Here is a 21,368-nt window from a genome sequence, read left to right as displayed (position 1 = left end):
ATATTGCCCCGTTCCCCTGCGAAGGCGGGGACCCAGTTTCTTTGAGGCCCGACGTCCCGGACGATGATCACCCCGCCCCTGCATCCGCGCAGAAACTGGGCCCCCGCCTTCGCAGGGGGACGGGCGGGTGCGGACTGAAGACGGGGCGGGGTGGCCTCGCCCCCCGTTCGCGTCGCGCCGAACAGGGCTTCACCCTGGTCGAGGTCATGGTGGCGCTGCTCATCTTCGCGATGCTGGCCGCCGCCGCCGTGGCGATCCTGTCGCTCAGCGTCCGGGCGCAGGCAGTGACCGGGCAGAAGCTCGACGCGATGGCGGCGGTCAGCCGGACGACTGCGATCCTCTCTGCCGATCTCGCCCAGGCGGTCGACCGTCCGACCCGCGACGAGGGGGGCGTGCAGACCCCCGCGATGGTCGCGGCGCCCGACGCGATGCGCTTCGTCCGGGCGGGCTGGAGCAATCTCGACGGGGCGCAGCGCCCCTCGCTTCAGAAACTCGCCTATCGGCTCAACGGCGATGTGCTGGAACGGGTCGCCTGGCCGCTGCTCGACGGGGCCGCGCCGATGGAGCCCGCCGCGCTGATGGACCATGTCCGCGAACTGCACCTGCGCTATCGCTTCAACGGAGCCTGGCTAGACCAGTGGCAGGGGGAGCCCGGCGTCGCGCTGCCCCAAGCCGCCGAGGTGACGATCGTGCGCGATGACGGCATGATCTTCCGCCAGTTGTTCCTGGTCGGCACCGGCTATGTCGCCGTGCCGCAAGGGGGTTCGGGGCCGACGCCGACCCCTACGCCCACACCGACTCCGACCCCCGGTGGCTAGACCCCGGTCCCGTCCCGGCGAGCGTGGCGCCGCGCTGCTCACCGTGCTGATCCTGGTCGCGGTGATCGCGGTGATGGCGGCGACGGCGCTGGAAAAGCTGCGCCTGTCGACCAGGCTCGGCGGCAATGCGGTGGCGATCGAGCAGGCACGCGGCTTCGCCTATGCCGCCGAGGCGCTGGCGATCATCCGTATCGGCGACCTGCTGGAACGGTCACAGGGCAGGGTCTCGCTGCTCGGTGGGTGGAGCGACCGGCCCTTCGCGCTGCCGCTGGGCGATATGGCGGGGGGCGGGACGGCGGTGGCGCGGGTCACCGATGGCAGCAATTGCTTCAACCTCAACGGCCTGGCCCAGCCGATGCTCGGCCAGCCCGGCGTCTATGCGGCGAACGGGGTGGAAATCGCGCATTTCGCCAAGCTGATGCGGCTGATCGGCATTCCGGGCCAGGTGGCGGAGCAGGTGGCGACGGGGACCGCCGACTGGGTCGACAGCGATCCCAATCCGCAAGGCGGCGGTGCGGAGGACGCGCTCTATCTCGCCCGCGATCCGCCCTATCGGACCGGCGGCAGCCTGATGGCGGATGTCAGCGAGATGCGGATGGTGAACGGCGTCACGCCGGAAATCTACACGACCCTGCGCCCCTGGATCTGCACGCTGCCCGAAGCCAAGCCGACCAGTATCAACATCAACACCCTCGCCCCCGAACAGGCACCCCTGGTCGCGATGGCGCAGGTCGATACGATTTCGCCCTCCGCCATCGCCCAGGCCCTTTTGCGCCGCCCGCCGCAAGGCTATGCGGACGCCGGTGCCTTTTGGGCGCAGATTCCGGGGGCGAGCGGTGCGGGGGGCGTGGCGACGACCAGTCGCTGGTTCAACCTGCGCATCGCGGTGACCTTGGGCAGCGTGCGGGTGGACGAGCGTGCGCTGGTCGATGCGTCGCGTCAGCCGCCGCAACTGGCGGCGCGGATTTGGGGGGAAGAGTGATGAGTGCGACCAACCTCCTGTTCCTGCCGCCGGGCGAGGGCGGTGACTATCGCTGGATGCGGATCGAGGATGCGCGGGTCGCGGCGGCGGGTGAGGGGCTGCCGCAGGGGGACGGCGACGTCATCGCGGTCGCGCCCGCCGATGCGGTGTCGCTGCACTGGGCCGAGATTCCTGCCCGCTCGACCGCACAGGCCGCCGCCGCCGCGCGGTTGCTCGCCGCCGAGGTGAGCGCCGCGCCGATGGACGAACTCCATGTCGCGGTCGGCGAGGAGGAAGCGGGCGCGCGCGCGATCGGGATCGTCAATCGCGGCGCGATGGCCGGGTGGCTCAGCCTGTTGGCGGGCAAGGGGATCGATCCGGTCGCAGTCGTCCCGGCCCCGCTGCTGCTGCCGCGCCCCGATGAGGGCTATGTGCGTGGCGACCTGGCCGGGCAGGGCGTGGTGCGCGGGCGCAGCTCGGGCTTCGCCGACGAACCCGGCCTGACCGAGATCGTGACTGGCGAGGAACCGCTCGCCGATCTGGATGCCGACGGGATCGAAACCGCGCTCGGTGCGGCGGTGGCGGCTCCGGCGCTCGATCTGCGGCAGGGGCTGTTCGCGCGGCGGCGGAGCTTTGCGATCGACTGGCGGCTGGTGCGGCGGCTCGGCTGGCTGGGGCTGGCGATCGTCGCGGTGACGCTGGCGATCGATCTGGTGCGCTGGACCAAATACAGCTTTGCCGCCGATGCGACCGAGGCGAAGATCGAGCAGGTCGCGCGAACCGCCCTGCCGCGCGGCGAGACATTGGTCGATGCCGACCGGCAATTGACCGAGCGGCTGGCGGCGATACGCGGGCCGGGCCAGGGGTTCAGCCGGACGGCGGCGGCGGTGTTCTCGGCGGTGCGCAGCGTGCCCGGCTCCGAACTGACCGCGATGGATTTCCAGCCGAACGGCGATATCCGCCTGGGCGTCGCGGTGGATCGCGAGGCGCTGGCTACCGATCTGAAGCGGGCGATCGAGACCCAGGGCTTCACCGTCCAGCCCAGCACCTTCGTCGCGGCCAATGGCCGGATCACGGGAGAATTTACGGTGCGCGCACGATGAAGGCGCTGAAACTCTGGTTCGACGGGCGCTCGACGCGGGAGAAGCGGCTGCTGCTGGTCATGGGCGCGCTGCTGATCGTGACGATCGTCTGGGGTGGCTTGTTGCGGCCGCTGGGCGACGGCCTGTCGAGCGCGCGCGAACGCCATGCCGATGCGGTGATCCGGCTGGGTGACGCACAGGCCATCGCCGACGAACTGCGGGCAGGGCGGCGGCGTCCGCCCGCGCTGGCGGGGACGCTGGCCGATACGGTGCGGCTGTCGGCGGAGCAGGCGGGCTTTACCTTGTCCGCGCTGACCGAGGACGGCCCCGGTCGGGTGCGGGCGCAGATCGCCTCGGCGCGGGCGTCCGCGCTGACCCCCTGGCTGGCCCGGCTGGAGCGGGGCGGGGTGCTGGTCGAACAGGCGACACTGACCGACAATGGCGACCGGACGGTGGGCGTGGCGCTGATCCTGCGGACGCGGGTGTCGTGATGCGGTTGCGGATGACCACGCGGCCTTCGGTGCTGTTCGCAGCCATGCTGGTCATGGCGCTGATCGTGTTCCTGCCGATGCGGCTCGCGCTGGGCGCGACGGGCCTAGCCGAGGAAGGGCTGAGCGCGCGCCGGGTCGGCGGCACCATCTGGGGCGGCAGCCTGTTGGAGGCACGGTTCGGCGACGTCGCGCTGGGCGATTTGCGCGTGTCGCTTTCACCCTTCGCGCTGCTGGTGGGGCGGGCGAAGCTCGCTTTCGAGGGCGCGGGCGCAGATGGCCGTCCGATCATGGGCGCGGCAACGATCAGCCGCCATGCGATGGGAATCGACGGCGTCACCGCCAGCCTGCCCGCCGCCGCGCTGTTCACTCCCCTGCCGGTCACCACCCTGGCGCTGGAAGACGTGACGGTGAAGTTCCGCGACGGCGTGTGCGAGGAAGCCGGCGGGCGTGTCCGCGCGACGGTGACGGGCGATGCGGGCGGCCTGCCGCTCCCGCCGACGATGATGGGCAATGCGCGGTGCGAGGCGGGTGCGCTGCTGCTACCCATGACCGGGCAGGGCGGCACGGAGGCGGTCAATCTGCGAATCCGCCCCGATGGCCGCTACACCGCCGACCTGGTCCTGACGCCCGGCGATCCGGCGGCGGCGGCGAAGCTGGAGCAACTGGGCTTCGTCGCCGGTTCGGGCGGGGGATATCGACTTTCGGCAGAGGGCCGCTTTTGACCGCTTGACGAAGGGGCTTCAACCCGTTTAGGGGCGCAATCCTTCGCGGCGACCGTAGTTCAATTGGTTAGAGCGCCGGCTTGTGATGCCGGAAGTTGCGGGTTCAAGTCCCGTCGGTCGCCCCATTCTTTTCGGCCATATCATGGCCACGGCACCGGCCTTACTCACGCCCGTGTCCCCCCTCAATCCTCACCGATAGGGTGGCCGGGTCGGCAGTCTCGGTCCGGTTCCGCATTTGTCGGACCGAAGGACGAGCATGACGAACTGGGGCTTTCCCGATTTCGACGCGCATGAGGGCGTGCACCTGTTCACCGATCCCGCCTCGGGATTGCAGGCGGTGATCGCGGTGCACTCGACGCATCTCGGCCCGGCGGCGGGTGGGGCGCGCTTCTGGCATTATGCCACGCCCGCGCTCGCCATCACCGACGCGCTGCGCCTGTCGCGCGGCATGAGCTACAAGAATGCGATGGCGGGCCTCGCGCTAGGCGGCGGCAAGGGCGTGGTGCTCGCGGCCAAGCCGGGCGATGTCATCACCACCGCGCAGCTGGAAGCGTTCGGCCGCGCGGTCGAGTCGCTCGGCGGTCGTTATGTCACGGCGGAAGATGTCGGCATGTCCGAGGAGCGGATGAAGGTCATCGCGACCCAGACCCGCTATGTCTCCGGCCTGCCGGTGGCGAGCGGGGCGGCAGGCGGCGACCCCGGCCCGTACACGGCGCATGGCGTCTATCTGGGCGTGAAGGCCGCCGCCAAGCGCGGGCTGGGCGCGACCGACATGAAGGGCGTGCGCGTCGCGATCCAGGGCGTCGGCTCGGTCGGCGGCGGGCTCGCCAAGCTGCTGGCCAAGGACGGTGCGGTGTTGACCATCGCCGATGTGAACCAGGCACGTGCCGAAGCGATGGCAGCGGAACTGGGCGCCAGCGTTGCCCCGGCCGACGAGATTCTGTTCGCCGATGTCGATCTGGTGAGCCCCAATGCGCTGGGCGCGGTGCTGACGGCGGATTCGATCCAGCGGCTGAAGGCCAAGGTCGTGGCGGGCGGCGCCAACAACCAGCTTGCGACCCGCGAAGACGGTGCACGTGTGGCGGAGGCGGGCATCCTCTATGCGCCCGACTATGTCATCAATGCGGGTGGGATCATCAATGTCGGTCTGGAATATCTGGGCCAGGGCGACGAGGCCGAGGTCATGGCGCGCATCGCCAAGATCCCCGAGCGGTTGGAACAGGTGTGGCAGCGTTCGGCGGAGACGGGCCACCCGGCGTCGGATGTCGCGGACGAAATCGCGCAAGGCCTGATCGGGCGGTAAGGCAGTCTCACGCTGCTGAGTCCCACGCCCCTCCCGCAAGCGGGAGGGGATGGGGGAGGGCCAAGCCACGGGCGACAGGCTCCATGAGACCCCATGCCCTCCCCAAACCCCTCCCGCCTGCGGGAGGGGCTTAAGAAGGAAGAGAGGGGCAAGCCTCACTCCTCACTCACACCCATCGAAATTCCCGTACGCATTCGCGGTTGACGAACCGTCCCCCCGCGCCCATTTGCCAATCGGATCAAATCCATCCGATTGGGAGATCATGCGCCTATCCAGCCTAGCCGATTATGCGGTCGTGATGATGACCGCCGCCGCACGCGAAGGCGTGGGCGGGCGGAGCAATGCGACTCTGCTGGCCGGGCAGACGGGCGTCCCGCTCCCCACCGCGCAGAAGCTGGTCAGCCGTCTGGCGAGCGCGGGCCTGATCGAAAGCACGCGCGGCACCGGCGGTGGCATCCGCCTCGCCCGTGCGGCCGACACGATCAGCTTGGCCGATATCGTCGAGGCGGTGGACGGCCCGATCGCGCTGACCGCCTGTGTCGAGGGGGCCGCACATGACTGCGGCCTGGAAATGCAATGCCGCGTCCGGCCGCATTGGCATGTCGTCAATCAGGCGGTACGCGCCGCCTTTTCCGGGGTGACGCTCGCGACGCTCGCCGCCGATCCTGTTGATTCGCAAGTGATGGGCGCGTCGCCGCGTCCGGGGGTATTCGCCTGATGGCCACGAAGAATGCAGAGGCGCTTGCCGCCGCCAACAAGAAATATGAGTGGGGCTTCGCCACCGAGATCGAGCAGGACTTCGCGCCCAAGGGGCTGAGCGAGGATACGGTCCGCTATATCTCGGCCAAGAAGGGCGAGCCCGAATGGATGCTCGACTGGCGGCTGAAGGCGTTCCGTCTGTGGCAGACGCTGGAGACGCCGGACTGGGCCAAGCTCAACATCCCGCCGATCGACTATCAGGACGCGTATTACTACGCTGAGCCGAAGCAGAAGAAGACGATCGCGTCGCTGGACGAGCTCGATCCCGAGATTCGGCGGACCTATGAGAAGCTGGGCATCCCGATAGCCGAGCAGGAAGTGCTGGCGGGCGTCGAGGGCGCGCGCAGGGTCGCGGTGGACGCGGTGTTCGACAGCGTCTCGGTCGCGACGACCTTCCGCAAGGAGCTGGAAGCGGCGGGGGTCATCTTCCGCTCGATCTCCGAGGCGATCAAGGAATATCCCGAGCTGGTCCGCAAGTGGCTGGGCAAGGTCGTGCCGCAGCGTGACAATTATTTCGCGACGCTCAACTCGGCGGTCTTCTCCGACGGGACGTTCGTCTATGTGCCCGAGGGCGTCCGTTGCCCGATGGAGCTGTCCACCTATTTCCGCATCAATGCGGAGAATACCGGCCAGTTCGAACGGACGCTGATCGTCGCGGACAAGGGGGCCTATGTCTCCTATCTCGAGGGCTGCACCGCGCCGATGCGCGACGAGAACCAGTTGCACGCGGCGGTGGTCGAGCTGGTCGCGCTGGACGATGCGGAGATCAAATATTCGACCGTCCAGAACTGGTATCCGGGCGACGAGAATGGCGTCGGCGGCATCTACAATTTCGTCACCAAGCGCGCGCTGTGCCAGGGCAAGAACAGCAAGGTGTCGTGGACACAGGTCGAAACCGGCTCGGCGGTGACGTGGAAATACCCGTCCTGCGTGCTGGCGGGCGACGGCTCGGTGGGTGAGTTCTACTCGGTGGCGGTGACGAACAACCGCCAGCAGGCCGATACCGGCACCAAGATGATCCATCTCGGCAAGAACACCCGCTCGACCATCGTGTCGAAGGGGATTTCGGCCGGGCGTTCGGACAACACCTATCGCGGGCTCGTCCGCGTGGCGGCGACCGCCGAGAATGTCCGCAACTTCACCCAGTGCGACAGCCTGTTGCTGGGCGACCAGTGCGGCGCGCATACCGTGCCCTATATCGAGGTGAAGAACCCCAGCGCGCAGATCGAGCATGAGGCGACGACCAGCAAGATCAGCGAGGACCAGCTTTTCTACGCGATGTCGCGCGGGTTGGACCAGGAGGCGGCCGTCGCGTTGATCGTCAATGGTTTTGCGCGTGAGGTCTTGCAGCAACTCCCGATGGAGTTCGCGGTCGAGGCGCAGAAGCTGCTCGGGATCTCGCTGGAAGGGAGCGTGGGGTGAGCGACCTCGAAATTCGTGACGTTCGGCCTGAGGACGCACAGGAACTGGCCGATCTGATCAACGCGATCATCGAGCGTGGTGGTACGACCGCCTTTCAGCAGCCCTTTACCGCTGAAGCGTTGCGCGATGCGTATCTTATCGGGCCGCACATGATTTCCGCGGTGGTCGCCGTCGATCCTGCGAGCGGCCGATTGGAAGGCTTCCAGATCCTTGGCGATTTTGGAGATGTCTTGCCCGATGGTGTCGCTGACATCGGCACATACGCCCGGATCGACGGAAACCAGCGTGGCGTCGGGCGGGCGCTCTTCGCAGCGACGTGCGACAAGGCGCGTGCCGCAGGGATCAAGGCCTTAAACGCGACCATTCGAGCCGATAATGTCGGCGGGCAGACATATTATGCAAAGATGGGATTCATTGATCACGCGGTGAAACCGCCCGTGCCGCTTGCGGACGGAAGCTCGGTCGGTCGCATCTGCAAGCGCTATTCCCTGGACGGATGACTATGCTGAAAATTGAAAACCTCCACGCCGAAATCGACGGCAAGCCGATCCTCAAGGGCCTGACGCTCGAGGTGAATGCGGGCGAAGTCCATGCGATCATGGGGCCCAACGGTGCTGGCAAGTCGACGCTGGGCTATGTGTTGGGCGGCCGTCCGGGTTACGAGGTGACCGAGGGTTCGGTGACGTTCGACGGGGTCGACCTGCTCGAACTGGAGCCGAACGAGCGCGCCGCCGCCGGGCTGTTCCTGGGCTTCCAGTACCCGGTCGAAATCCCCGGCGTGTCCAACGTCCAGTTCCTGCGCGAGAGCCTGAATGCGCAGCGTGCGCAGCGTGAGGAAGCCGCGCTGTCGGGGGCCGAGTTCCTGAAGCTCGCCCGCGCGCAGGCCGATGGGCTGGGGCTGAACCAGGACATGCTCAAGCGTCCGGTCAATGTCGGCTTTTCGGGCGGCGAGAAGAAGCGCAACGAGATGGTCCAGATGGGCATCCTGAACCCCAAGTTCGCGATCCTGGACGAGACGGACTCCGGCCTCGACATCGACGCGCTGCGCATCGTCGGCGACGGCATCAACCGGATCATGCGCGCCCCCGACAAGGCGGTGCTGCTGATCACCCATTATCAGCGGCTGCTCGACTATGTGCAGCCCGACCGGGTGCATGTGCTGGCCGATGGCCGCATCGTGCGGTCGGGTGGCCCCGAACTGGCGCATGAACTCGAGCGTGAGGGCTATGCGGGCGTCGAGGGAGCCGTGGCGTGACGATCACGCTGGAACTCCCCTCGACTCGCGAGGAGGCGTGGCGCTGGGCCGATCTCGATGCGCTACGGCGCGCGGCGGAGAGCGAGCGGGCGCAAGCCGTGGTGGGAGCGGATCGCTTCCTCGACCTGCCCGGCGCGCGGTTGCTGTTCGTGGACGGTGCGTTGGACGAGAGCGCCAGCACCCTCGGCCCGGTCCAACTGACCCAGATCGACGCCAGCGATCATCCGCTGGGTCGCCAAGCGCTGGGAATTGGCTGGTCGCTGCGGCTGGAGCGCGATGCGGTCGCAGAGCCCGTGCAGATCGTCCATGTCGCCAGCGGTGCGGCCAATCACCTGCCCGCGGAGATCGTGCTGGCGGAGGATGCGGCGGCGCAGGTCTATGAGACCTATGTCGGGCGCGGCTGGACCAACCGGCTGACGCGGGTGAAGCTGAGCGCCTCGGCGCGGCTGATGCGGGCGGTGCGGCTGTTGCAGGACGACGGTTTCGTGTCGTTGCGCGAGGAAGCCGAACTGGGCGAGGGCGCGAGCCTGACCGCGACCTTCCTGGCGGCGGGAAACATGGGCGCGCGGATCGATGGCGGGATCACCCAGACCGGCGACGGCGCCTATGCCGAGTTTGGCGGCGCGCTGCTGACCAAGGGCGAACTGAAGCAGGAGTGCGCGGTGGCCTTGCGCCATGCCGCGCTGAACGGCCAGAGCCACCAACTGTGGCGCGCGGTCGCCGCCGACCGTAGCCAGGCGAGCCTTGCCGCTCGTGTCGAGGTGGCGCGTCATGCGCAGAAGACCGATGGCGAACAGTCGCTTCGCGGCCTGCTGCTCCAGCGGACGGCGACGGTGAATCTGAAGCCCGAGCTGGAGATTTTCGCCGACGACGTGAAATGCGCGCATGGCGCCACGGTGGGCGAACTCGATGCGCGTGCGCTGTTCTACATGCAGAGCCGTGGCATTCCGAAGCCCCGCGCGCAGGCGCTGCTGACCCGCGCCTTCGTGGCGGATGCGATCGACCGGATCGGCAACGAAGTGGTGCGCGAGGCCTTTGCGGCGGATGCGGATGCCTGGCTGGAGGCGGCGCTTTGAGTCTGACCACCCAATTCCTCCCTGCGCGTAGCGCGGGGAGGGGGACCGCTCGGCGTCAGCCGAGGGGTGGAGGGGCCGGAGGGGCTTGCCCCTCCACCACCGCTTCGCGGCGGTCCCCCTCCCCATCGAAGATGGGGAGGATTTGATGGTGACGGCGTTTCCTCTCGACCGCGTGTCGGATTTTCCGGCGATCCCGGAAGGCTGGGCCTATCTCGACACCGCCGCGACTGCGCAAAAGCCGCAAAGCGTGATCGACGCGATTACCCGCGCCTATGACACCAGCTATGCCACCGTGCATCGCGGCGTTTATCAGCGCTCGGCTGACATGACGGTCGCCTATGAAAAGGCGCGGGAAGCGACCGCGCATTTCATCGGCGCGGGGTCCGCGAACGAGATCGTCTTCACGCGCGGCGCGACCGAGGGGATCAACCTGGTCGCGCAATGCTGGGCCGCGACGAACCTCAAGGCGGGCGATCGCATCCTGTTGTCGATGCTGGAACACCACTCCAACATCGTGCCGTGGCAGATGGTCGCTGAGCGGCTGGGCGTCGCGATCGACGTGCTGCCGCTGACCGCCGATCACCGCATCGACTTGGACGCGATGGAGCGCATGCTGACCCCGGCGCACAAGCTGGTGTCGCTGGGCCATGTGTCGAACGTGCTGGGCTCGGTCCTCGACGGGCGGCGCGCGGCCGATCTGGCGCATCGGGTGGGGGCGAAGATCCTGCTCGACGGGTGCCAGGCGGTGCCGCGCATCGCGGTCGATGTGAAGGCGCTGGATTGCGACTTCTACGTCTTTTCCGGGCACAAGCTCTACGGCCCGACCGGCATCGGCGTGCTGTGGGCGCGGCCCGAACTGCTGGAGGCGATGCCGCCCTATCAGGGTGGCGGGTCGATGATCGACCGGGTGACGTTCGAGAAGACCACCTACGCCCCGCCGCCCGGCCGGTTCGAGGCGGGGACGCCGCATATCGTCGGTGCGCTGGGGCTCCATGCCGCCATCGACTATGTGACCGGCATTGGCCTGGACGCGATCCATGCGCATGAGGCGGCGCTGGTGGCGCAGGCGCGCGAAGGGCTGTCGGCGATCAACTCGGTGCGACTGCTCGGCCCGGAAGACTCGGCGGGAATCGTCAGTTTCGCGGTCGAGGGGGTTCATCCCCACGATATCGGCACCATATTGGACGAGAGCCGGGTGGCGATCCGCGCAGGCCATCACTGCGCCCAGCCGCTGATGGACGCACTCGGCCTGCCCGCCACCGCGCGGGCGAGTTTCGGCGTGTATAACGGACCCGATGACGTCGCGGCGCTGGTGGATGGCGTCCGGCGGGTCACGAGGATTTTCGGATGAGCGATTTCAAGGTCGAGCAAGTGGACAGCGTCGCGTCGCCGCCCAAGGCGCGCGTGCAGGATGTCGTCGAGGCTCCAGTGGAACGGCAGCGCGATTACCTGTCGGGCTTCCTCTCGCAAAAGCCGACCAGTGACGATCCGACCCAGCCGGGCGGCGCGCTCTATGACGGGATCATCGACGCGCTGAAGGAAATCTACGACCCCGAAATCCCGGTCAATATCTATGACCTGGGGCTGATCTATGGCGTGGAAGTGACCGAGGGCGGCCATGCCGTCGTCACCATGACGCTGACCACCCCGCATTGCCCGGTCGCCGAGTCGATGCCGGGCGAGGTCGAATTGCGCGTCTCGGCGGTGCCTGGGATCGCGACGGCCGACGTCAACCTGATCTGGGACCCGCCCTGGGACCCGCAGAAGATGTCGGATGAGGCCAAGCTCGAACTGGGGATGCTCTGACCATGGCGACCACCCTGCGTCCGCGTCCCGCCGCGCTGAACCTGACACCTTCGGCCGAGGCGCGGATTGCCGACCTGATGGGCCGCGCGCCCGAAGGGGCGATCGGGGTCAAGCTGTCGACCCCGCGCCGGGGCTGTTCGGGGCTGGCCTATTCGGTGGATTACGTGACCGAGGCCAAGGCGTTCGACGAGAAGATCGATACGCCGGGTGGGACTTTGTTCGTCGATGGCGGGTCGATCCTGTATCTGATCGGGTCGACCATGGACTGGGTCGAGGACGACTTCACCGCCGGGTTCGTGTTCCAGAACCCCAACGCCAAGGGCGCGTGCGGGTGCGGAGAGAGCTTCACGGTTTGAGGTGAGGGGGCGTTCCTTGCCCCACGCTTTGCCTCCGTTCGCACGGAGCGAAGTCGAAGTGCATGTCCCCAACCTCGGCCCGGAATCCCGTGCCCTTCGACTTCGCTCAGGCTGAACGGAGGTCGGGGGGTAAGGTGCCTCCCAACTCCTGCTCCCCGGCGAAGGCCGGGGTCCAGTTTCTTGTTGGTCGAGATTGCGGGTCCTCGGCGCGTGGGAGGCAGCGATCCCCCGCCAACGGAACCGCACCGCAACTGGACCCCGGCCTCCGCCGGGGTACGGCCATGATTTAAACCCGGTGGTCCAGCTTCAAACTCGCACCATCCCACTCCACCGCCAGATCGCGATAGTCGGCGACCATCGCATGGGTGGTATCCATCATGCCCCGATGCGTCTCGGTGATGACGACCACCGTCATCCCCGCCGCCCCGGCCGCCGCGATTCCGGCGGGGGCATCCTCGAACGCCAGGCAATCTTCCGGTGCCACGCCCAGACGTTCGGCGCCCAGCAGGAATCCGTCGGGGGCGGGCTTGCTCCGCTCCGCGTCCTCCGCCGTCACGAACACGCCCGGTAGCGGCAGACCCGCCGCCTTCAGCCGCACCTCCGCCAGCCGCTTGGGCGCCGAGGTCACGATCGCCCAGCGATCAGCCGGCAGCGCCGCCAGGAATTCGCCCGCGCCCCCGATCGGCACCACATCGTCGACGTCCAGCATCTCCGCCTCGGTCAGCGCATGCGCCTCCGCCACCGGGTCGACGCCAGGCAGGTTCAGCCGCCGGATCGTCTCGACCGACTGGACGCCGTGGATGGTGGGCAGGAACGCCTCGACATCCAGTCCATGCCGCTCGGCCCAGCGGGTCCAGGCGCGTTCGGCGGAGGCGATGGAACTCAGGATCGTTCCGTCCATGTCGAACAGGAAGCCGCCAAAGGCGCGGGTCGGCAAGGCGTGGGTCATCGATGCTCCGGATCGGGGCCCCGCCACCCGATCGGCGGCGGGGCAAGGGGCTTAGTTGGCCTGGAACACGCCGCAGGCGATGCGGCCGCCGCTATTGCCGCTGGGGTCGGTCTTCAGGTCATCGGCGGCGGCGTGGATCACGATCGCCGAGCCGTCCGCATCGAGCAGCCCCGCCATGGTCGCCCCCGGCAACACGACGCCCAGCGTCCCGCGACCGTCATTGCCGACGGTCATGTTGGGCATGTCGCCCTCATGCGGCCCTTGCGGATTCATGCTGCCATGCTGGCGCTGGGTGGGGTTCCAATGGCCGCCCGCCGTCGTGAAGTCCGGCGCGTTGCAGCGGCCGACCGTGTGGATATGGACGCCGTGCATGCCCGCCGGCACGTTCATCGCGTCCAGCGTGATGCGAAGCCCGCCCGCCACCTCGGTCGCGGTCGCACGACCGGCCTCGACGCCGGTGCCGGTACGCAGGCTCGCGGTCGCACTCGGGCCGCCGGGGACGGGGGAGCCCGTTTCCATCTTGGCCTGGTCGCAGGCCGCGAGGCCCAGCGCGACGATCGCAGCGGTCGTGAGTGCGAGATATTTCATGTCGGAAGCTCCCTGATCGAACGAAACGAATAAGGCCCGGCTTGTCACCCGCCGGTATCCAGCGGCCAACGCATCACCGGTTCATAGGATGCGCCGCCATGGCCGAGGTGGCTTTGATAGAGCAGGATATGCTCCATCGCGAAAGGGTCGCTCGACAGACCGGCATGGACGGCGCGCCACCCCTCGATCTCGGGCGCGGTCCCGGCGGATCGGGGCAGGCGGGCCAGCGTGATATGCGGGCGATAGGCGCGCGCTTCGGGCGGCAGGCCGACACGCACACAGGCCTGGTCCACCTTGCGATGCAGATGGGCGAGCGCGTCGTGCGGGCTGACCCCGGCCCATAGGGTATCGACCCGCCCGCGCTGGTCGAAGGCGCCCACCCCGGCGATCCGGACCACCGGCGCGGGGGCGTGGACCTGTCCCAGCGCGGCGACGATATCCTCCGCCACCGGGCGATCCACCTCGCCGATGAAGCGCAGGGTCAAGTGAAGCTGGTCGTCATCCTGCCAACGGGCATGGGGTACGCCGTCCATGGCATCGGCCAGCCTGTCGCGAATGGCGGGGGGCGGGCGAAGGGCGACGAACAGGCGGACCATGACAAAACATGTCTATCGCATTCTGTGGCCGTCACGGGAACCTCTCCCGCTTGAAATGAGTCCCCAACAGAGCGATATTTCCCATAACCGGCATATGGCCGGGCAAAGGAGCAATGTTTCACCATGGCAAACTGGTCTGATCCACGGCCGAGCGCCGCGCCGTTCGGTACCACCGCCACCACGGGCTCGACCGCCTATGACGCGGGTCTGCGTTCGTACATGCTGTCCGTCTATAACTACATGACGTCGGGCGTGCTGCTGACGGGTATCGTCGCGCTGCTCTTCGCATGGGGCGGGCGGGACAGCATGGCCGCGAACGTCTTCCTGAACGGCGGTCCGCTGAAATATGTCATCATGTTCGCGCCGCTCGGCTTCGTGTTCGCGCTGAGCATGGGCGTCAACCGCATGAAGACCTCGACGATGCAGCTGCTCTTCTGGGCGTTTGCGGTCGTCATGGGCCTGTCGCTGTCGACCATCTTCCTGGTCTATAGCGGTTCGTCGATCGCGGGCGCGTTCTTCGCCACCGCGGCGGGCTTCGCGGCGCTGAGCCTCTATGGCTACACCACCAAGCGCGACCTGTCGGCGTTCGGCACCTTCCTGATCGTCGGTCTGGTCGGCCTGATCGTCGCCAGCCTGATCAACGTCTTCCTCCAGTCGGGCACGATGGCGCTGGTCATCAGCTTCGTCGGCGTGCTGCTGTTCGCTGGCCTCACCGCCTATGACACGCAGCGGACCAAGGAGATGTATTATCAGGTGCGCGGCACGTCGATGCAGGACCGGGTGGTCATCATGTCGGCGCTCAGCCTGTACCTCGACTTCATCAACATGTTCCTGTTCATCCTGCGTCTGTTCGGCTCCAGCCGCGACTAATCGTCGGATAACGGGTTTAGACATGGGGCCCGGCGGAGTGTCCGCCGGGCCCTTTTTTCGTGGAAGGAACACGGCCCATGCGCCTGTCGATAGAAGTGACGCTGGACTATGGCCTTCGCGAACCGGCGGACATCCTGTTGCAGGTCGAGGTGGCGGCGATGGCCGACCAGCGGCTGGAGCATCAGGCGCTGACCATCCGGACCGATCATGGCGTGACGGCGGTGCCCGGCGAGGACGGGATCGGACAGCGATGCTGGGTACGGGCGGACCATGCCCTGATCGCGCGGTACGAGGCGGTGGTGGCGATCGACCGGCCGGTGCTGCGGCTGGAGGGGATGCAGGCGACCCCGGCGCGTGCGCTGACCGGTAATCTCGTCCCCTATCTGTTGCCCAGCCGCTATTGCGAGTCCGACCGGCTGGAGGGGTTCGTGCGACGCCGCTTTGCCGGCCTGTCGGGCGGCGCGATGGCGACCGCGCTGCTCGACTGGGTGTCGACCCGCCTCGATTATCGGTCGGGCAGTTCCAGCGGGGTGACGAGCGCGCTCGATACCTTCGGAATGCGCATCGGGGTGTGCCGCGACTATGCCCATCTGCTGGTCGCCCTGGCGCGGGCGGCGGAGATCCCGGCGCGCTGCGTCTCGGCCTATGCGCCCGGCGTCGATCCGCCGGACTTCCATGCCGTCGCCGAGCTGTGGCTGGAGGGAAGCTGGCATCTGGTCGATGCGACCGGCATGGCGCGTGCGGACGAGATCGCGCGGGTGTGTGTCGGGCGCGATGCCACCGACATCGCCTTCATGACCGTCTTCGGCGAGGCGCAGCTTTGCGATCAGCGGGTCAGCGTTCGCCGTCTCGACTGAGGCGGGGCAGGAACGGTTGCGCGGGCTGGCTCGTTGATCCTGTCCACTCGTGATGGGGAAGTGACATGAACGACAGCATCGACGACCGCGCGCTGGACAGCGTGTCGGTGGCGCCGGGCGGCGAACAGGCCGAGCAGGGCAACCGTCCGCGTCCGCCCGAACAGGACGCCGGACAGGACCCGGAGATCACCGGCGACTTGAAGAAGAACCCCGAGGATGTCGAGGCGCAGCTCGACGAAAGCCTCGACGAATCGATGGACGCCAGCGATCCGCCCTCGATCACCCAGCCCGGCCGCGACGGTCCGGCGGAGTCGTCGGGTTACAAGGAATAATCGCCGATCCGGGTGGGGAGGCGTGACCGCGCCGCCTCGCCCGATGGGTTCGTTGCGATGCATTCCGGGCCGCGCGATCGATGCGGAAACCCAGATGTCGCCGAACGACTCTTTCTGTCCCGTCTGCGGACAATATCCGGAAAATGATGGCCCAGAACACCGTTCGTCGCAATCAATGTTGCGGCGCGGCGGATTTCATGGTCGTTTGTCTTCGGCCCGTTCAGCGTTGCGTTAACCAAATCGGCGCATGATGATCGGGCAGTTTCGATGGGCGGGGTAAAGGATATGGGATCGAGGAACAGACCGGCCGAAGGCACGATGACATTGGCCGAGATGAAGGAATTTGCGGGCTTCGCGGCGGCGACCCAGCGTTACATCCGCCGGTCGCTCGACATCGGGCTGGACCGCGAGGATGCGATGGCCCGCTGGTCGCGCGACGTGGTCGAGGCGGCGAGCATCCGCGCCCAGGCCCGGCTGTACCGCAACCTGCCCGAAATCCGGCACCTGATCCCGGTCGATAGCGGCCTGGAATCGCTGGAGCCGTTCATGGCCCCCTTCGTGACGATCGCGGCGTTCGATCTGGGGCAGGGGCGGCTGACCAGCTTCTCCGCCTTTCGCTTCCTGTACGAGCGGCTGATCGGGGCCGAGGTGCGGCCGTGGCTGCCGGCGGTCTTCTGTTCGGCGGCGGCGCTGCCGCATCTGCATCCCGAATTGCGGCGCAAGCTGCTCCAGTCGATCAGCGAGGCGGCGGCGACCGCGGCAGGCTGGTCGAGCCGCCAGCCCGCCTTTTTCCCGCATTGGGTGGAGAAGGTGGACACCAACGGCACTTCGCTGGCCAGCTGATCGCCGAAGCGCGCGCCGGTCAGCGACAGGCGCGCCAGCCCATCGACCCGCGATAGGCCTGGTCGAGATGGAAATGGTCGGCATGGGCGGCGTTATAGTCGGGTGAGAGGGTGGTCGCGAACAGATCGCATGCCTCGTCGCGGACCCGGCGCAGGAACTGCCCGGCCTTTCCCTGGTCGCGCCAGTCGCGCAACACGCTGATCCGGCGACCGTCGCTCAGGCGGAACCCCGCGATATCGACCGCATTGGCGCGCGCATGCTCGCTCCAGTCGCTGGAACTGCGCCCGTTGATGCGGCGGCAATTATAGCTGCCCAAATGATCGATCGCGACGACCTCCGCCCCCAATAGCGCGCGGGCGGCGGGCTGGACGCTGTTCCATTCCCATAAGGCGAGCGAGGCGGCGACCGGGCAGGAGACGCCGAGCGAGGCGGGGCGATAACCGACCGACCGCGCGCCGCCGGTTGCGAAGCGCACCCCATCGTCATAGCCGCACTGTCCGCCCGTCGAGCGCGGGGGCAAGGCGGTATAGGCGATCCCCGCCTTGTCGAGCAGCGCCAGGCACGCCGCCCGGTACTGGGTCAGCGCGGTCAGCTTGCGTCCCGTGAACAGCCCCACCGGCTGGCCGAGATCGAGCGGAGCCCAGGGCACGTCCTGCGGCCGCTGCCGCACCAGCGTCCAGATCAGCAGCGCCAGCATCGCCGCTCCGGCGATCAGGACCATGACGGTCGTCCATCGCCGGAGCGCGCGCATCACCCGCGTCTGGCGGCGGTGACGGGTTCCGAGGTGATCGGATAGCCCATATCGTCGGGAATGCAGATCGATGGCACGCCGTCACGCTCCGCTTGGAAAGGGACGATCCGCCGGACCGGCCAGGCGCGGGCATCGGCCATGGCAGAGGGGAAATCCCGATACTGGGCCAATCGTTCCAGCGTCCGACGGGTCGGGAAGATGATATGGATATCCCCCCGGTCCGCCGCCGACAGGACGGCCCGCGCCGTCATCCACCGCGCGGCGGCGGTTTCGCCCCCGTCGATGATGGGGGTGGAGGCGTGGCGCGGCACCTCCGCCATATAGAAGCGTGCATCGAACCGGCGCACGGGGACATGTTCGGGACACCAGCGGGCGAAGGGCGTCAGCGCGGCTTCGTCGATCCGCAGGCGCCGTTCGGCCAACGCCGCCGCGAAGGACTGGCCGCGCAGCATGTCGGCGCGCAAGTCCGCCACGGCGGTTTCATCGGGATGCGGCATCAGACCGACCGCCAGACCGACTTCCTCGATCGTCTCGCGAATGGCGGCGATGCGCGCGGCGCTGTCGTCCGGATCGGTGGCACCGGCGGGCACCATCGCATGGTCGCCGGGATCGACCCGACCACCGGGAAAGACCATCGCCCCGCCCAGAAAGGCCAGCGCCGCGCCGCGTTCGACCAGCAGAATTTCGGGAAGGGCGTCGCGCGCCGCCCCTTCGCGCATCAGGATCAGGGTGGCGGCAGGAATGGGATCGGGGATCATCGCGGCGTCAACGCATGGCATGCGGGATCGGGCAAGGACCGGACGGCGTCAGCGATGGGAGGAGAAAAGCACCGGCATATCGTTCCGGTGAAAGGGGTGGTGGAGCTGAGGGGAATCGAACCCCTGACCTCTGCAGTGCGATTGCAGCGCTCTCCCATCTGAGCTACAGCCCCGCCCCATATCCCGACCGTGGTCGGGAGCGACGCCATTAGCCGGTGATCCGGGGCGACGCAACACTCCAAAGCGGCGGGCCGCGAAAATTTTTCCGCCGCTTTCGGCCTTTCGCATCGGGCATTCCGTCGTGCGGAGCGCCGCGGCCACGGAACAATGTCTTGATCTTCCTCATTGAAACCATCGGATGGCACGGCCCGCCGGACGAGCGGCGTCGGCCCCCGCAGGACCGATTTTCAGGAGGGTTTAGGATGGCTTACGATCGCTATTCCCGCGACGCCAATCGTGGCGGTCGCGACTTCGACTATGGCCGGGATTACGGCTCGGGGCGGGACTACACCTATTCCAGCGCGCGCGATTACGAAGCGGCGGGCGCATTCGACGACGATCGCGATGACAGCCGCAACGACAGCCGCCGCGGTTACGGCGCGCGCGACTATGGCCATCAGGGCTATGGCCGCCAGGGCTATGATCGGGACGACAGCTATCGCGGTTCGCGCCAGGATTTCGGCGGTCGCCAGAACGAAGGCCGCTATGGCGAAGGGCGTTCGGGATCGGGCGACTACGGCTCCTATGGCCGTGACAGCTACCGCGGTGGCCAGCGCGACTATGGCCGCGAAGGCTATCGACCCTCGGGCTATAGCGACACGACACGCGGTTACGGCGATTCCTCGCGCGGCTATGGCTATACCGGCGATCGCTATGGCCGGGACGATCGCCAGGGTCGCGGCGATCATGGCCGCCAGCAGTCGGGCCGCGACTATGGTCGCCAGCCGCAGGGCTATGACTACGAGGATCGCGGCTTCTTCGCTCGCGCAGGGGACGAGGTCCGCTCGTGGTTCGGCGATGAGGATGCGGAGCGCCGCCGCGAGGCCGATGCCCGCTTCGACGAGCGCTACTATGCCGCGCAGGATCACGACTATAATAGCTGGCGCTCGGGCCAGATCGCCGCGCTCGATCGCGATTATGACGAGTATCGCAGCGAGAACCGCACCAAGTTCGAGAACGAGTTCAGCAGCTGGCGCACCGAGCGCGAGGGCCAGCGCGGCCTGTTGTCCAAGGTGACCGAGCATCAGGAAGTGCTGGGTTCGGACGGCGCGCATGTCGGCACGGTCGACAAGGTGCGCGGCGATCGCATCCTGCTGACCAAGAGCGACCGCGATGCGGACGGCCAGCACCACTCGATCCCGTCGCGCTGGCTGAAGTCGGTCGAGGACAAGGTCACGCTGACCAAGACCGCCGAAGAGGCCAAGAGTCATTGGCGCGAAGAGGAAAATGCCCGCGCCATGTTCGGCGATCGCACCAGCGAGACCGGATCGAACCGCTACGGCCAGTCGAACGCCTATGGTCAGTCGAGCAGCTACGGCCAGACCGGCCAGGGCACGACCGGCACCACCGGCCAGAGCGGTACGGGTACGACCTCGACCACCGGCGGTTCGACGGCGTCGACCAGCACGAGCGGCACGACCACGGGCAGCACCTCGGACACCAATCGGGGTTACTGATAAAGAAAAACGTCACCAACCGGTGACTTTTCTTGGAGGGCTCGGGTGGACTTCACCCGGGCCCTCTCCCATGTCCGCCACAGACGATGAAAAGGATAGGATCATGAAAGCTTGGACGCTGGCAAACCGCCCGCAGGGGATGCCGAAGCCACAGGATTTCGCGTTGATCGAGCAGGCGCTGCCCGAACTGGCAGACGGACAGGTGCGGGTGGCGAACCGCTGGTTGTCGGTCGATCCCTATATGCGCGGGCGGATGAACGACGTGAAAAGCTATGTCCCGCCGTTCCAACTAGGCGAACCGATGCAGGGCGGCGCGATCGGCGAGGTGGTGGAAAGCCGCTCGGACGGCCTCGCGGTCGGCACGTTGGTCAGCCATATGGCGGGCTGGCGCGACGAGGCGGTGATCCCGGCGTCGCAAGTCCAGCCGCTGCCCGATCTGCCGGTCGATCCCCAGGCCTTTCTGGGCCAGTTCGGCATGCCGGGCATGACCGCCTATTACGGCCTGCTTCGCATCGCCGAGGCAAAGCCGGGCGACACGGTGTTCGTGTCGGCGGCGGCGGGCGCGGTCGGATCGACCGTGGTCCAGATCGCCAAGGCCAAAGGGATGACGGTCATCGGGTCGGCGGGCGGCGCGGACAAGGGCGAATGGGTGCGCTCGCTGGGGGCCGACGTGGTCATCGACTATAAGGCGGGCAAGCCGGTGGTCGAGGCGCTGGGCGAAGCGGCCCCGGACGGAATCGACGTCTATTTCGACAATGTCGGCGGCGACCATCTCGACGCCGCGCTGGCCCATGCGCGGCCGGGTGCGCGCTTCGCCATTTGCGGGATGATCGACGTCTATAACGACGCCAAGCCGACCAGCCTGAAATATCTCGCCCGCCTGATCGGCAATCGCGTGCGGATCCAGGGGTTCATCGTCTCCGACTTCAAGGATCACCAGGGCTTCTATCGCGACATGGCCGCGATGCTGGGCGAGGGGAAATTGCAGCGGGAGGAGACGGTCTTCGAAGGGCTGGACCGGATGCCGGAAGCGTTTCTGGCGCTGTTCTCGGGCGGTAATAAGGGCAAGATGCTGGTGAAGCTGTAAGGGCTATGGA

25 protein-coding genes and 2 tRNA genes are annotated in these 21,368 nt (G+C 67.5%); 21 read left to right on the top strand and 6 right to left on the bottom strand.

All coding sequences use genetic code 11. The features are described 5' to 3' along the window. Nucleotides 1-41: 41 nt before the first annotated feature. The 15 genes from gspJ to OXQ33_RS13175 all read left to right on the top strand — a co-directional run bounded on the left by gspJ (nt 42) and on the right by OXQ33_RS13175 (nt 12,051). Nucleotides 42-818 carry a type II secretion system minor pseudopilin GspJ gene (gene gspJ, locus OXQ33_RS13245; protein ID WP_267435166.1) on the top strand — a complete coding sequence of 259 codons (777 nt, stop codon included), beginning with the start codon at nt 42-44 and terminating at the stop codon, nt 816-818. Next, nucleotides 811-1,800 carry a type II secretion system minor pseudopilin GspK gene (gene gspK, locus OXQ33_RS13240; protein ID WP_267435165.1) on the top strand — a complete coding sequence of 330 codons (990 nt, stop codon included), beginning with the start codon at nt 811-813 and terminating at the stop codon, nt 1,798-1,800. The genes gspJ and gspK overlap by 8 nt, the downstream gene beginning before the upstream one ends. Further along, on the top strand, nt 1,800-2,882 hold the full coding sequence (gspL, locus tag OXQ33_RS13235; protein WP_267435164.1) for a type II secretion system protein GspL: 1,083 nt from the start codon (nt 1,800-1,802) through the stop codon (nt 2,880-2,882). Before gspK ends, gspL begins: the two co-directional genes overlap by 1 nt. Next, nucleotides 2,879-3,352, top strand: a complete 474-nt coding sequence (gene gspM, locus OXQ33_RS13230) for a type II secretion system protein GspM (RefSeq protein WP_267435163.1) — start codon at nt 2,879-2,881, stop codon at nt 3,350-3,352. Before gspL ends, gspM begins: the two co-directional genes overlap by 4 nt. 11 nt (nt 3,353-3,363) lie before the next feature. Further along, nucleotides 3,364-4,074, top strand: coding sequence for a type II secretion system protein N (locus OXQ33_RS13225; RefSeq protein WP_267435162.1), 711 nt, complete (start codon nt 3,364-3,366; stop codon nt 4,072-4,074). Between the two features lie 48 nt (nt 4,075-4,122). Next, a tRNA-His gene (locus tag OXQ33_RS13220) sits at nt 4,123-4,199 on the top strand. Nucleotides 4,200-4,330: 131 nt separating this feature from the next. Beyond that, nucleotides 4,331-5,377 carry a Glu/Leu/Phe/Val dehydrogenase family protein gene (locus OXQ33_RS13215; protein WP_061781159.1) on the top strand — a complete coding sequence of 349 codons (1,047 nt, stop codon included), beginning with the start codon at nt 4,331-4,333 and terminating at the stop codon, nt 5,375-5,377. Nucleotides 5,378-5,639: 262 nt separating this feature from the next. Further along, complete coding sequence (locus OXQ33_RS13210) at nt 5,640-6,095, top strand: SUF system Fe-S cluster assembly regulator (protein WP_267435161.1); 456 nt, start codon at nt 5,640-5,642, stop codon at nt 6,093-6,095. Beyond that, on the top strand, nt 6,095-7,558 hold the full coding sequence (gene sufB / locus OXQ33_RS13205; RefSeq protein WP_267435160.1) for a Fe-S cluster assembly protein SufB: 1,464 nt from the start codon (nt 6,095-6,097) through the stop codon (nt 7,556-7,558). The genes OXQ33_RS13210 and sufB overlap by 1 nt, the downstream gene beginning before the upstream one ends. Beyond that, on the top strand, nt 7,555-8,058 hold the full coding sequence (locus tag OXQ33_RS13200; RefSeq protein ID WP_267435159.1) for a GNAT family N-acetyltransferase: 504 nt from the start codon (nt 7,555-7,557) through the stop codon (nt 8,056-8,058). Before sufB ends, OXQ33_RS13200 begins: the two co-directional genes overlap by 4 nt. 2 nt (nt 8,059-8,060) lie before the next feature. Beyond that, nucleotides 8,061-8,813, top strand: a complete 753-nt coding sequence (gene sufC / locus OXQ33_RS13195; RefSeq protein ID WP_267435158.1) for a Fe-S cluster assembly ATPase SufC — start codon at nt 8,061-8,063, stop codon at nt 8,811-8,813. Continuing rightward, entirely contained in the window at nt 8,810-9,889 is a 1,080-nt protein-coding gene (locus tag OXQ33_RS13190; protein WP_267435157.1) for a SufD family Fe-S cluster assembly protein, read from the top strand. The genes sufC and OXQ33_RS13190 overlap by 4 nt, the downstream gene beginning before the upstream one ends. Nucleotides 9,890-10,034: 145 nt before the next feature. Then, a complete protein-coding gene (locus tag OXQ33_RS13185; RefSeq protein ID WP_267435156.1) occupies nt 10,035-11,240 on the top strand; it encodes a cysteine desulfurase in 1,206 nt (401 codons plus the stop codon). Next, the gene (locus OXQ33_RS13180; protein ID WP_267435155.1) at nt 11,237-11,695 is read left to right on the top strand and encodes an SUF system Fe-S cluster assembly protein; all 459 of its coding nucleotides are present in this window, start codon (nt 11,237-11,239) and stop codon (nt 11,693-11,695) included. Before OXQ33_RS13185 ends, OXQ33_RS13180 begins: the two co-directional genes overlap by 4 nt. A gap of 2 nt (nt 11,696-11,697) precedes the next feature. Beyond that, nucleotides 11,698-12,051, top strand: coding sequence for an iron-sulfur cluster assembly accessory protein (locus tag OXQ33_RS13175; protein WP_267435154.1), 354 nt, complete (start codon nt 11,698-11,700; stop codon nt 12,049-12,051). A 286-nt stretch (nt 12,052-12,337) separates the two neighbouring features. Here the strand turns inward: OXQ33_RS13175 and OXQ33_RS13170 are convergent, their stop codons facing one another. Genes OXQ33_RS13170 through thpR form a run of 3 tightly spaced genes read right to left on the bottom strand, consistent with a single transcriptional unit; the run spans nt 12,338 to nt 14,184 of the window. Next, nucleotides 12,338-13,000 (bottom strand): HAD-IA family hydrolase, encoded by a 663-nt coding sequence (locus OXQ33_RS13170; protein WP_267435153.1) that lies wholly within the window; start codon nt 12,998-13,000, stop codon nt 12,338-12,340. Between the two features lie 51 nt (nt 13,001-13,051). Next, nucleotides 13,052-13,588 carry a superoxide dismutase family protein gene (locus OXQ33_RS13165; RefSeq protein ID WP_267435152.1) on the bottom strand — a complete coding sequence of 179 codons (537 nt, stop codon included), beginning with the start codon at nt 13,586-13,588 and terminating at the stop codon, nt 13,052-13,054. 44 nt (nt 13,589-13,632) lie between these two features. Beyond that, a complete protein-coding gene (gene thpR, locus OXQ33_RS13160) occupies nt 13,633-14,184 on the bottom strand; it encodes an RNA 2',3'-cyclic phosphodiesterase (RefSeq protein WP_267435151.1) in 552 nt (183 codons plus the stop codon). A 123-nt stretch (nt 14,185-14,307) separates the two neighbouring features. Between thpR and OXQ33_RS13155 the strand changes: the two genes are divergently transcribed. The 4 genes from OXQ33_RS13155 (at nt 14,308) to OXQ33_RS13140 (ending at nt 17,086) form a co-directional block, all read left to right on the top strand. Beyond that, a complete protein-coding gene (locus OXQ33_RS13155; RefSeq protein WP_267435150.1) occupies nt 14,308-15,054 on the top strand; it encodes a Bax inhibitor-1/YccA family protein in 747 nt (248 codons plus the stop codon). Nucleotides 15,055-15,131: 77 nt separating this feature from the next. Then, on the top strand, nt 15,132-15,911 hold the full coding sequence (locus tag OXQ33_RS13150) for a transglutaminase family protein (RefSeq protein ID WP_267435149.1): 780 nt from the start codon (nt 15,132-15,134) through the stop codon (nt 15,909-15,911). 65 nt (nt 15,912-15,976) lie between these two features. After that, nucleotides 15,977-16,243 (top strand): hypothetical protein, encoded by a 267-nt coding sequence (locus OXQ33_RS13145; RefSeq protein WP_267435148.1) that lies wholly within the window; start codon nt 15,977-15,979, stop codon nt 16,241-16,243. Between the two features lie 285 nt (nt 16,244-16,528). Next, on the top strand, nt 16,529-17,086 hold the full coding sequence (locus OXQ33_RS13140) for a hypothetical protein (protein WP_267435147.1): 558 nt from the start codon (nt 16,529-16,531) through the stop codon (nt 17,084-17,086). A gap of 19 nt (nt 17,087-17,105) precedes the next feature. On the opposite strand, the gene OXQ33_RS13135 is transcribed toward OXQ33_RS13140, so the two are convergent. The 3 genes from OXQ33_RS13135 to OXQ33_RS13125 form a co-directional block, all read right to left on the bottom strand. After that, nucleotides 17,106-17,807 carry an extensin family protein gene (locus tag OXQ33_RS13135; RefSeq protein ID WP_267435146.1) on the bottom strand — a complete coding sequence of 234 codons (702 nt, stop codon included), beginning with the start codon at nt 17,805-17,807 and terminating at the stop codon, nt 17,106-17,108. Nucleotides 17,808-17,836: 29 nt separating this feature from the next. After that, complete coding sequence (locus OXQ33_RS13130) at nt 17,837-18,595, bottom strand: NUDIX domain-containing protein (RefSeq protein WP_267435145.1); 759 nt, start codon at nt 18,593-18,595, stop codon at nt 17,837-17,839. A gap of 97 nt (nt 18,596-18,692) precedes the next feature. Continuing rightward, a tRNA-Ala gene (locus OXQ33_RS13125) sits at nt 18,693-18,768 on the bottom strand. A gap of 249 nt (nt 18,769-19,017) precedes the next feature. Between OXQ33_RS13125 and OXQ33_RS13120 the strand changes: the two genes are divergently transcribed. Continuing rightward, nucleotides 19,018-20,271: a DUF2171 domain-containing protein gene (locus OXQ33_RS13120; RefSeq protein ID WP_267435144.1), complete on the top strand. Its 1,254-nt coding sequence runs from the start codon at nt 19,018-19,020 to the stop codon at nt 20,269-20,271. Between the two features lie 103 nt (nt 20,272-20,374). Next, nucleotides 20,375-21,358, top strand: a complete 984-nt coding sequence (locus OXQ33_RS13115; RefSeq protein ID WP_267435143.1) for an NADP-dependent oxidoreductase — start codon at nt 20,375-20,377, stop codon at nt 21,356-21,358. Nucleotides 21,359-21,368 lie beyond the last annotated feature (10 nt).

Origin of the sequence: Sphingomonas sp. GM_Shp_1, from assembly GCF_026540895.1 — a bacterium.
Classification (GTDB): domain Bacteria; phylum Pseudomonadota; class Alphaproteobacteria; order Sphingomonadales; family Sphingomonadaceae; genus Sphingomonas.
This window is presented reverse-complemented; position numbering and strand designations above follow the sequence as displayed.

Excerpts from the sequence above, each read along its gene's own strand:
- OXQ33_RS13135 (WP_267435146.1), bottom strand. The coding sequence starts at position 17,807 with ATGGTCCTGATCGCCGGAGCGGCGATGCTGGCGCTGCTGATCTGGACG.
- gspM (WP_267435163.1), top strand. The coding sequence starts at position 2,879 with ATGAAGGCGCTGAAACTCTGGTTCGACGGGCGCTCGACGCGGGAGAAG.
- sufC (WP_267435158.1), top strand. The coding sequence starts at position 8,061 with ATGCTGAAAATTGAAAACCTCCACGCCGAAATCGACGGCAAGCCGATC.
- OXQ33_RS13175 (WP_267435154.1), top strand. The coding sequence starts at position 11,698 with ATGGCGACCACCCTGCGTCCGCGTCCCGCCGCGCTGAACCTGACACCT.
- OXQ33_RS13155 (WP_267435150.1), top strand. The coding sequence starts at position 14,308 with ATGGCAAACTGGTCTGATCCACGGCCGAGCGCCGCGCCGTTCGGTACC.
- OXQ33_RS13225 (WP_267435162.1), top strand. The coding sequence starts at position 3,364 with ATGACCACGCGGCCTTCGGTGCTGTTCGCAGCCATGCTGGTCATGGCG.
- OXQ33_RS13165 (WP_267435152.1), bottom strand. The coding sequence starts at position 13,588 with ATGAAATATCTCGCACTCACGACCGCTGCGATCGTCGCGCTGGGCCTC.
- OXQ33_RS13130 (WP_267435145.1), bottom strand. The coding sequence starts at position 18,595 with ATGATCCCCGATCCCATTCCTGCCGCCACCCTGATCCTGATGCGCGAA.
- OXQ33_RS13185 (WP_267435156.1), top strand. The coding sequence starts at position 10,035 with ATGGTGACGGCGTTTCCTCTCGACCGCGTGTCGGATTTTCCGGCGATC.
- OXQ33_RS13120 (WP_267435144.1), top strand. The coding sequence starts at position 19,018 with ATGGCTTACGATCGCTATTCCCGCGACGCCAATCGTGGCGGTCGCGAC.
- OXQ33_RS13140 (WP_267435147.1), top strand. The coding sequence starts at position 16,529 with ATGGGATCGAGGAACAGACCGGCCGAAGGCACGATGACATTGGCCGAG.
- OXQ33_RS13170 (WP_267435153.1), bottom strand. The coding sequence starts at position 13,000 with ATGACCCACGCCTTGCCGACCCGCGCCTTTGGCGGCTTCCTGTTCGAC.
- gspL (WP_267435164.1), top strand. The coding sequence starts at position 1,800 with ATGAGTGCGACCAACCTCCTGTTCCTGCCGCCGGGCGAGGGCGGTGAC.
- OXQ33_RS13180 (WP_267435155.1), top strand. The coding sequence starts at position 11,237 with ATGAGCGATTTCAAGGTCGAGCAAGTGGACAGCGTCGCGTCGCCGCCC.
- OXQ33_RS13115 (WP_267435143.1), top strand. The coding sequence starts at position 20,375 with ATGAAAGCTTGGACGCTGGCAAACCGCCCGCAGGGGATGCCGAAGCCA.
- thpR (WP_267435151.1), bottom strand. The coding sequence starts at position 14,184 with ATGGTCCGCCTGTTCGTCGCCCTTCGCCCGCCCCCCGCCATTCGCGAC.
- OXQ33_RS13210 (WP_267435161.1), top strand. The coding sequence starts at position 5,640 with ATGCGCCTATCCAGCCTAGCCGATTATGCGGTCGTGATGATGACCGCC.
- sufB (WP_267435160.1), top strand. The coding sequence starts at position 6,095 with ATGGCCACGAAGAATGCAGAGGCGCTTGCCGCCGCCAACAAGAAATAT.
- OXQ33_RS13145 (WP_267435148.1), top strand. The coding sequence starts at position 15,977 with ATGAACGACAGCATCGACGACCGCGCGCTGGACAGCGTGTCGGTGGCG.
- OXQ33_RS13215 (WP_061781159.1), top strand. The coding sequence starts at position 4,331 with ATGACGAACTGGGGCTTTCCCGATTTCGACGCGCATGAGGGCGTGCAC.
- OXQ33_RS13150 (WP_267435149.1), top strand. The coding sequence starts at position 15,132 with ATGCGCCTGTCGATAGAAGTGACGCTGGACTATGGCCTTCGCGAACCG.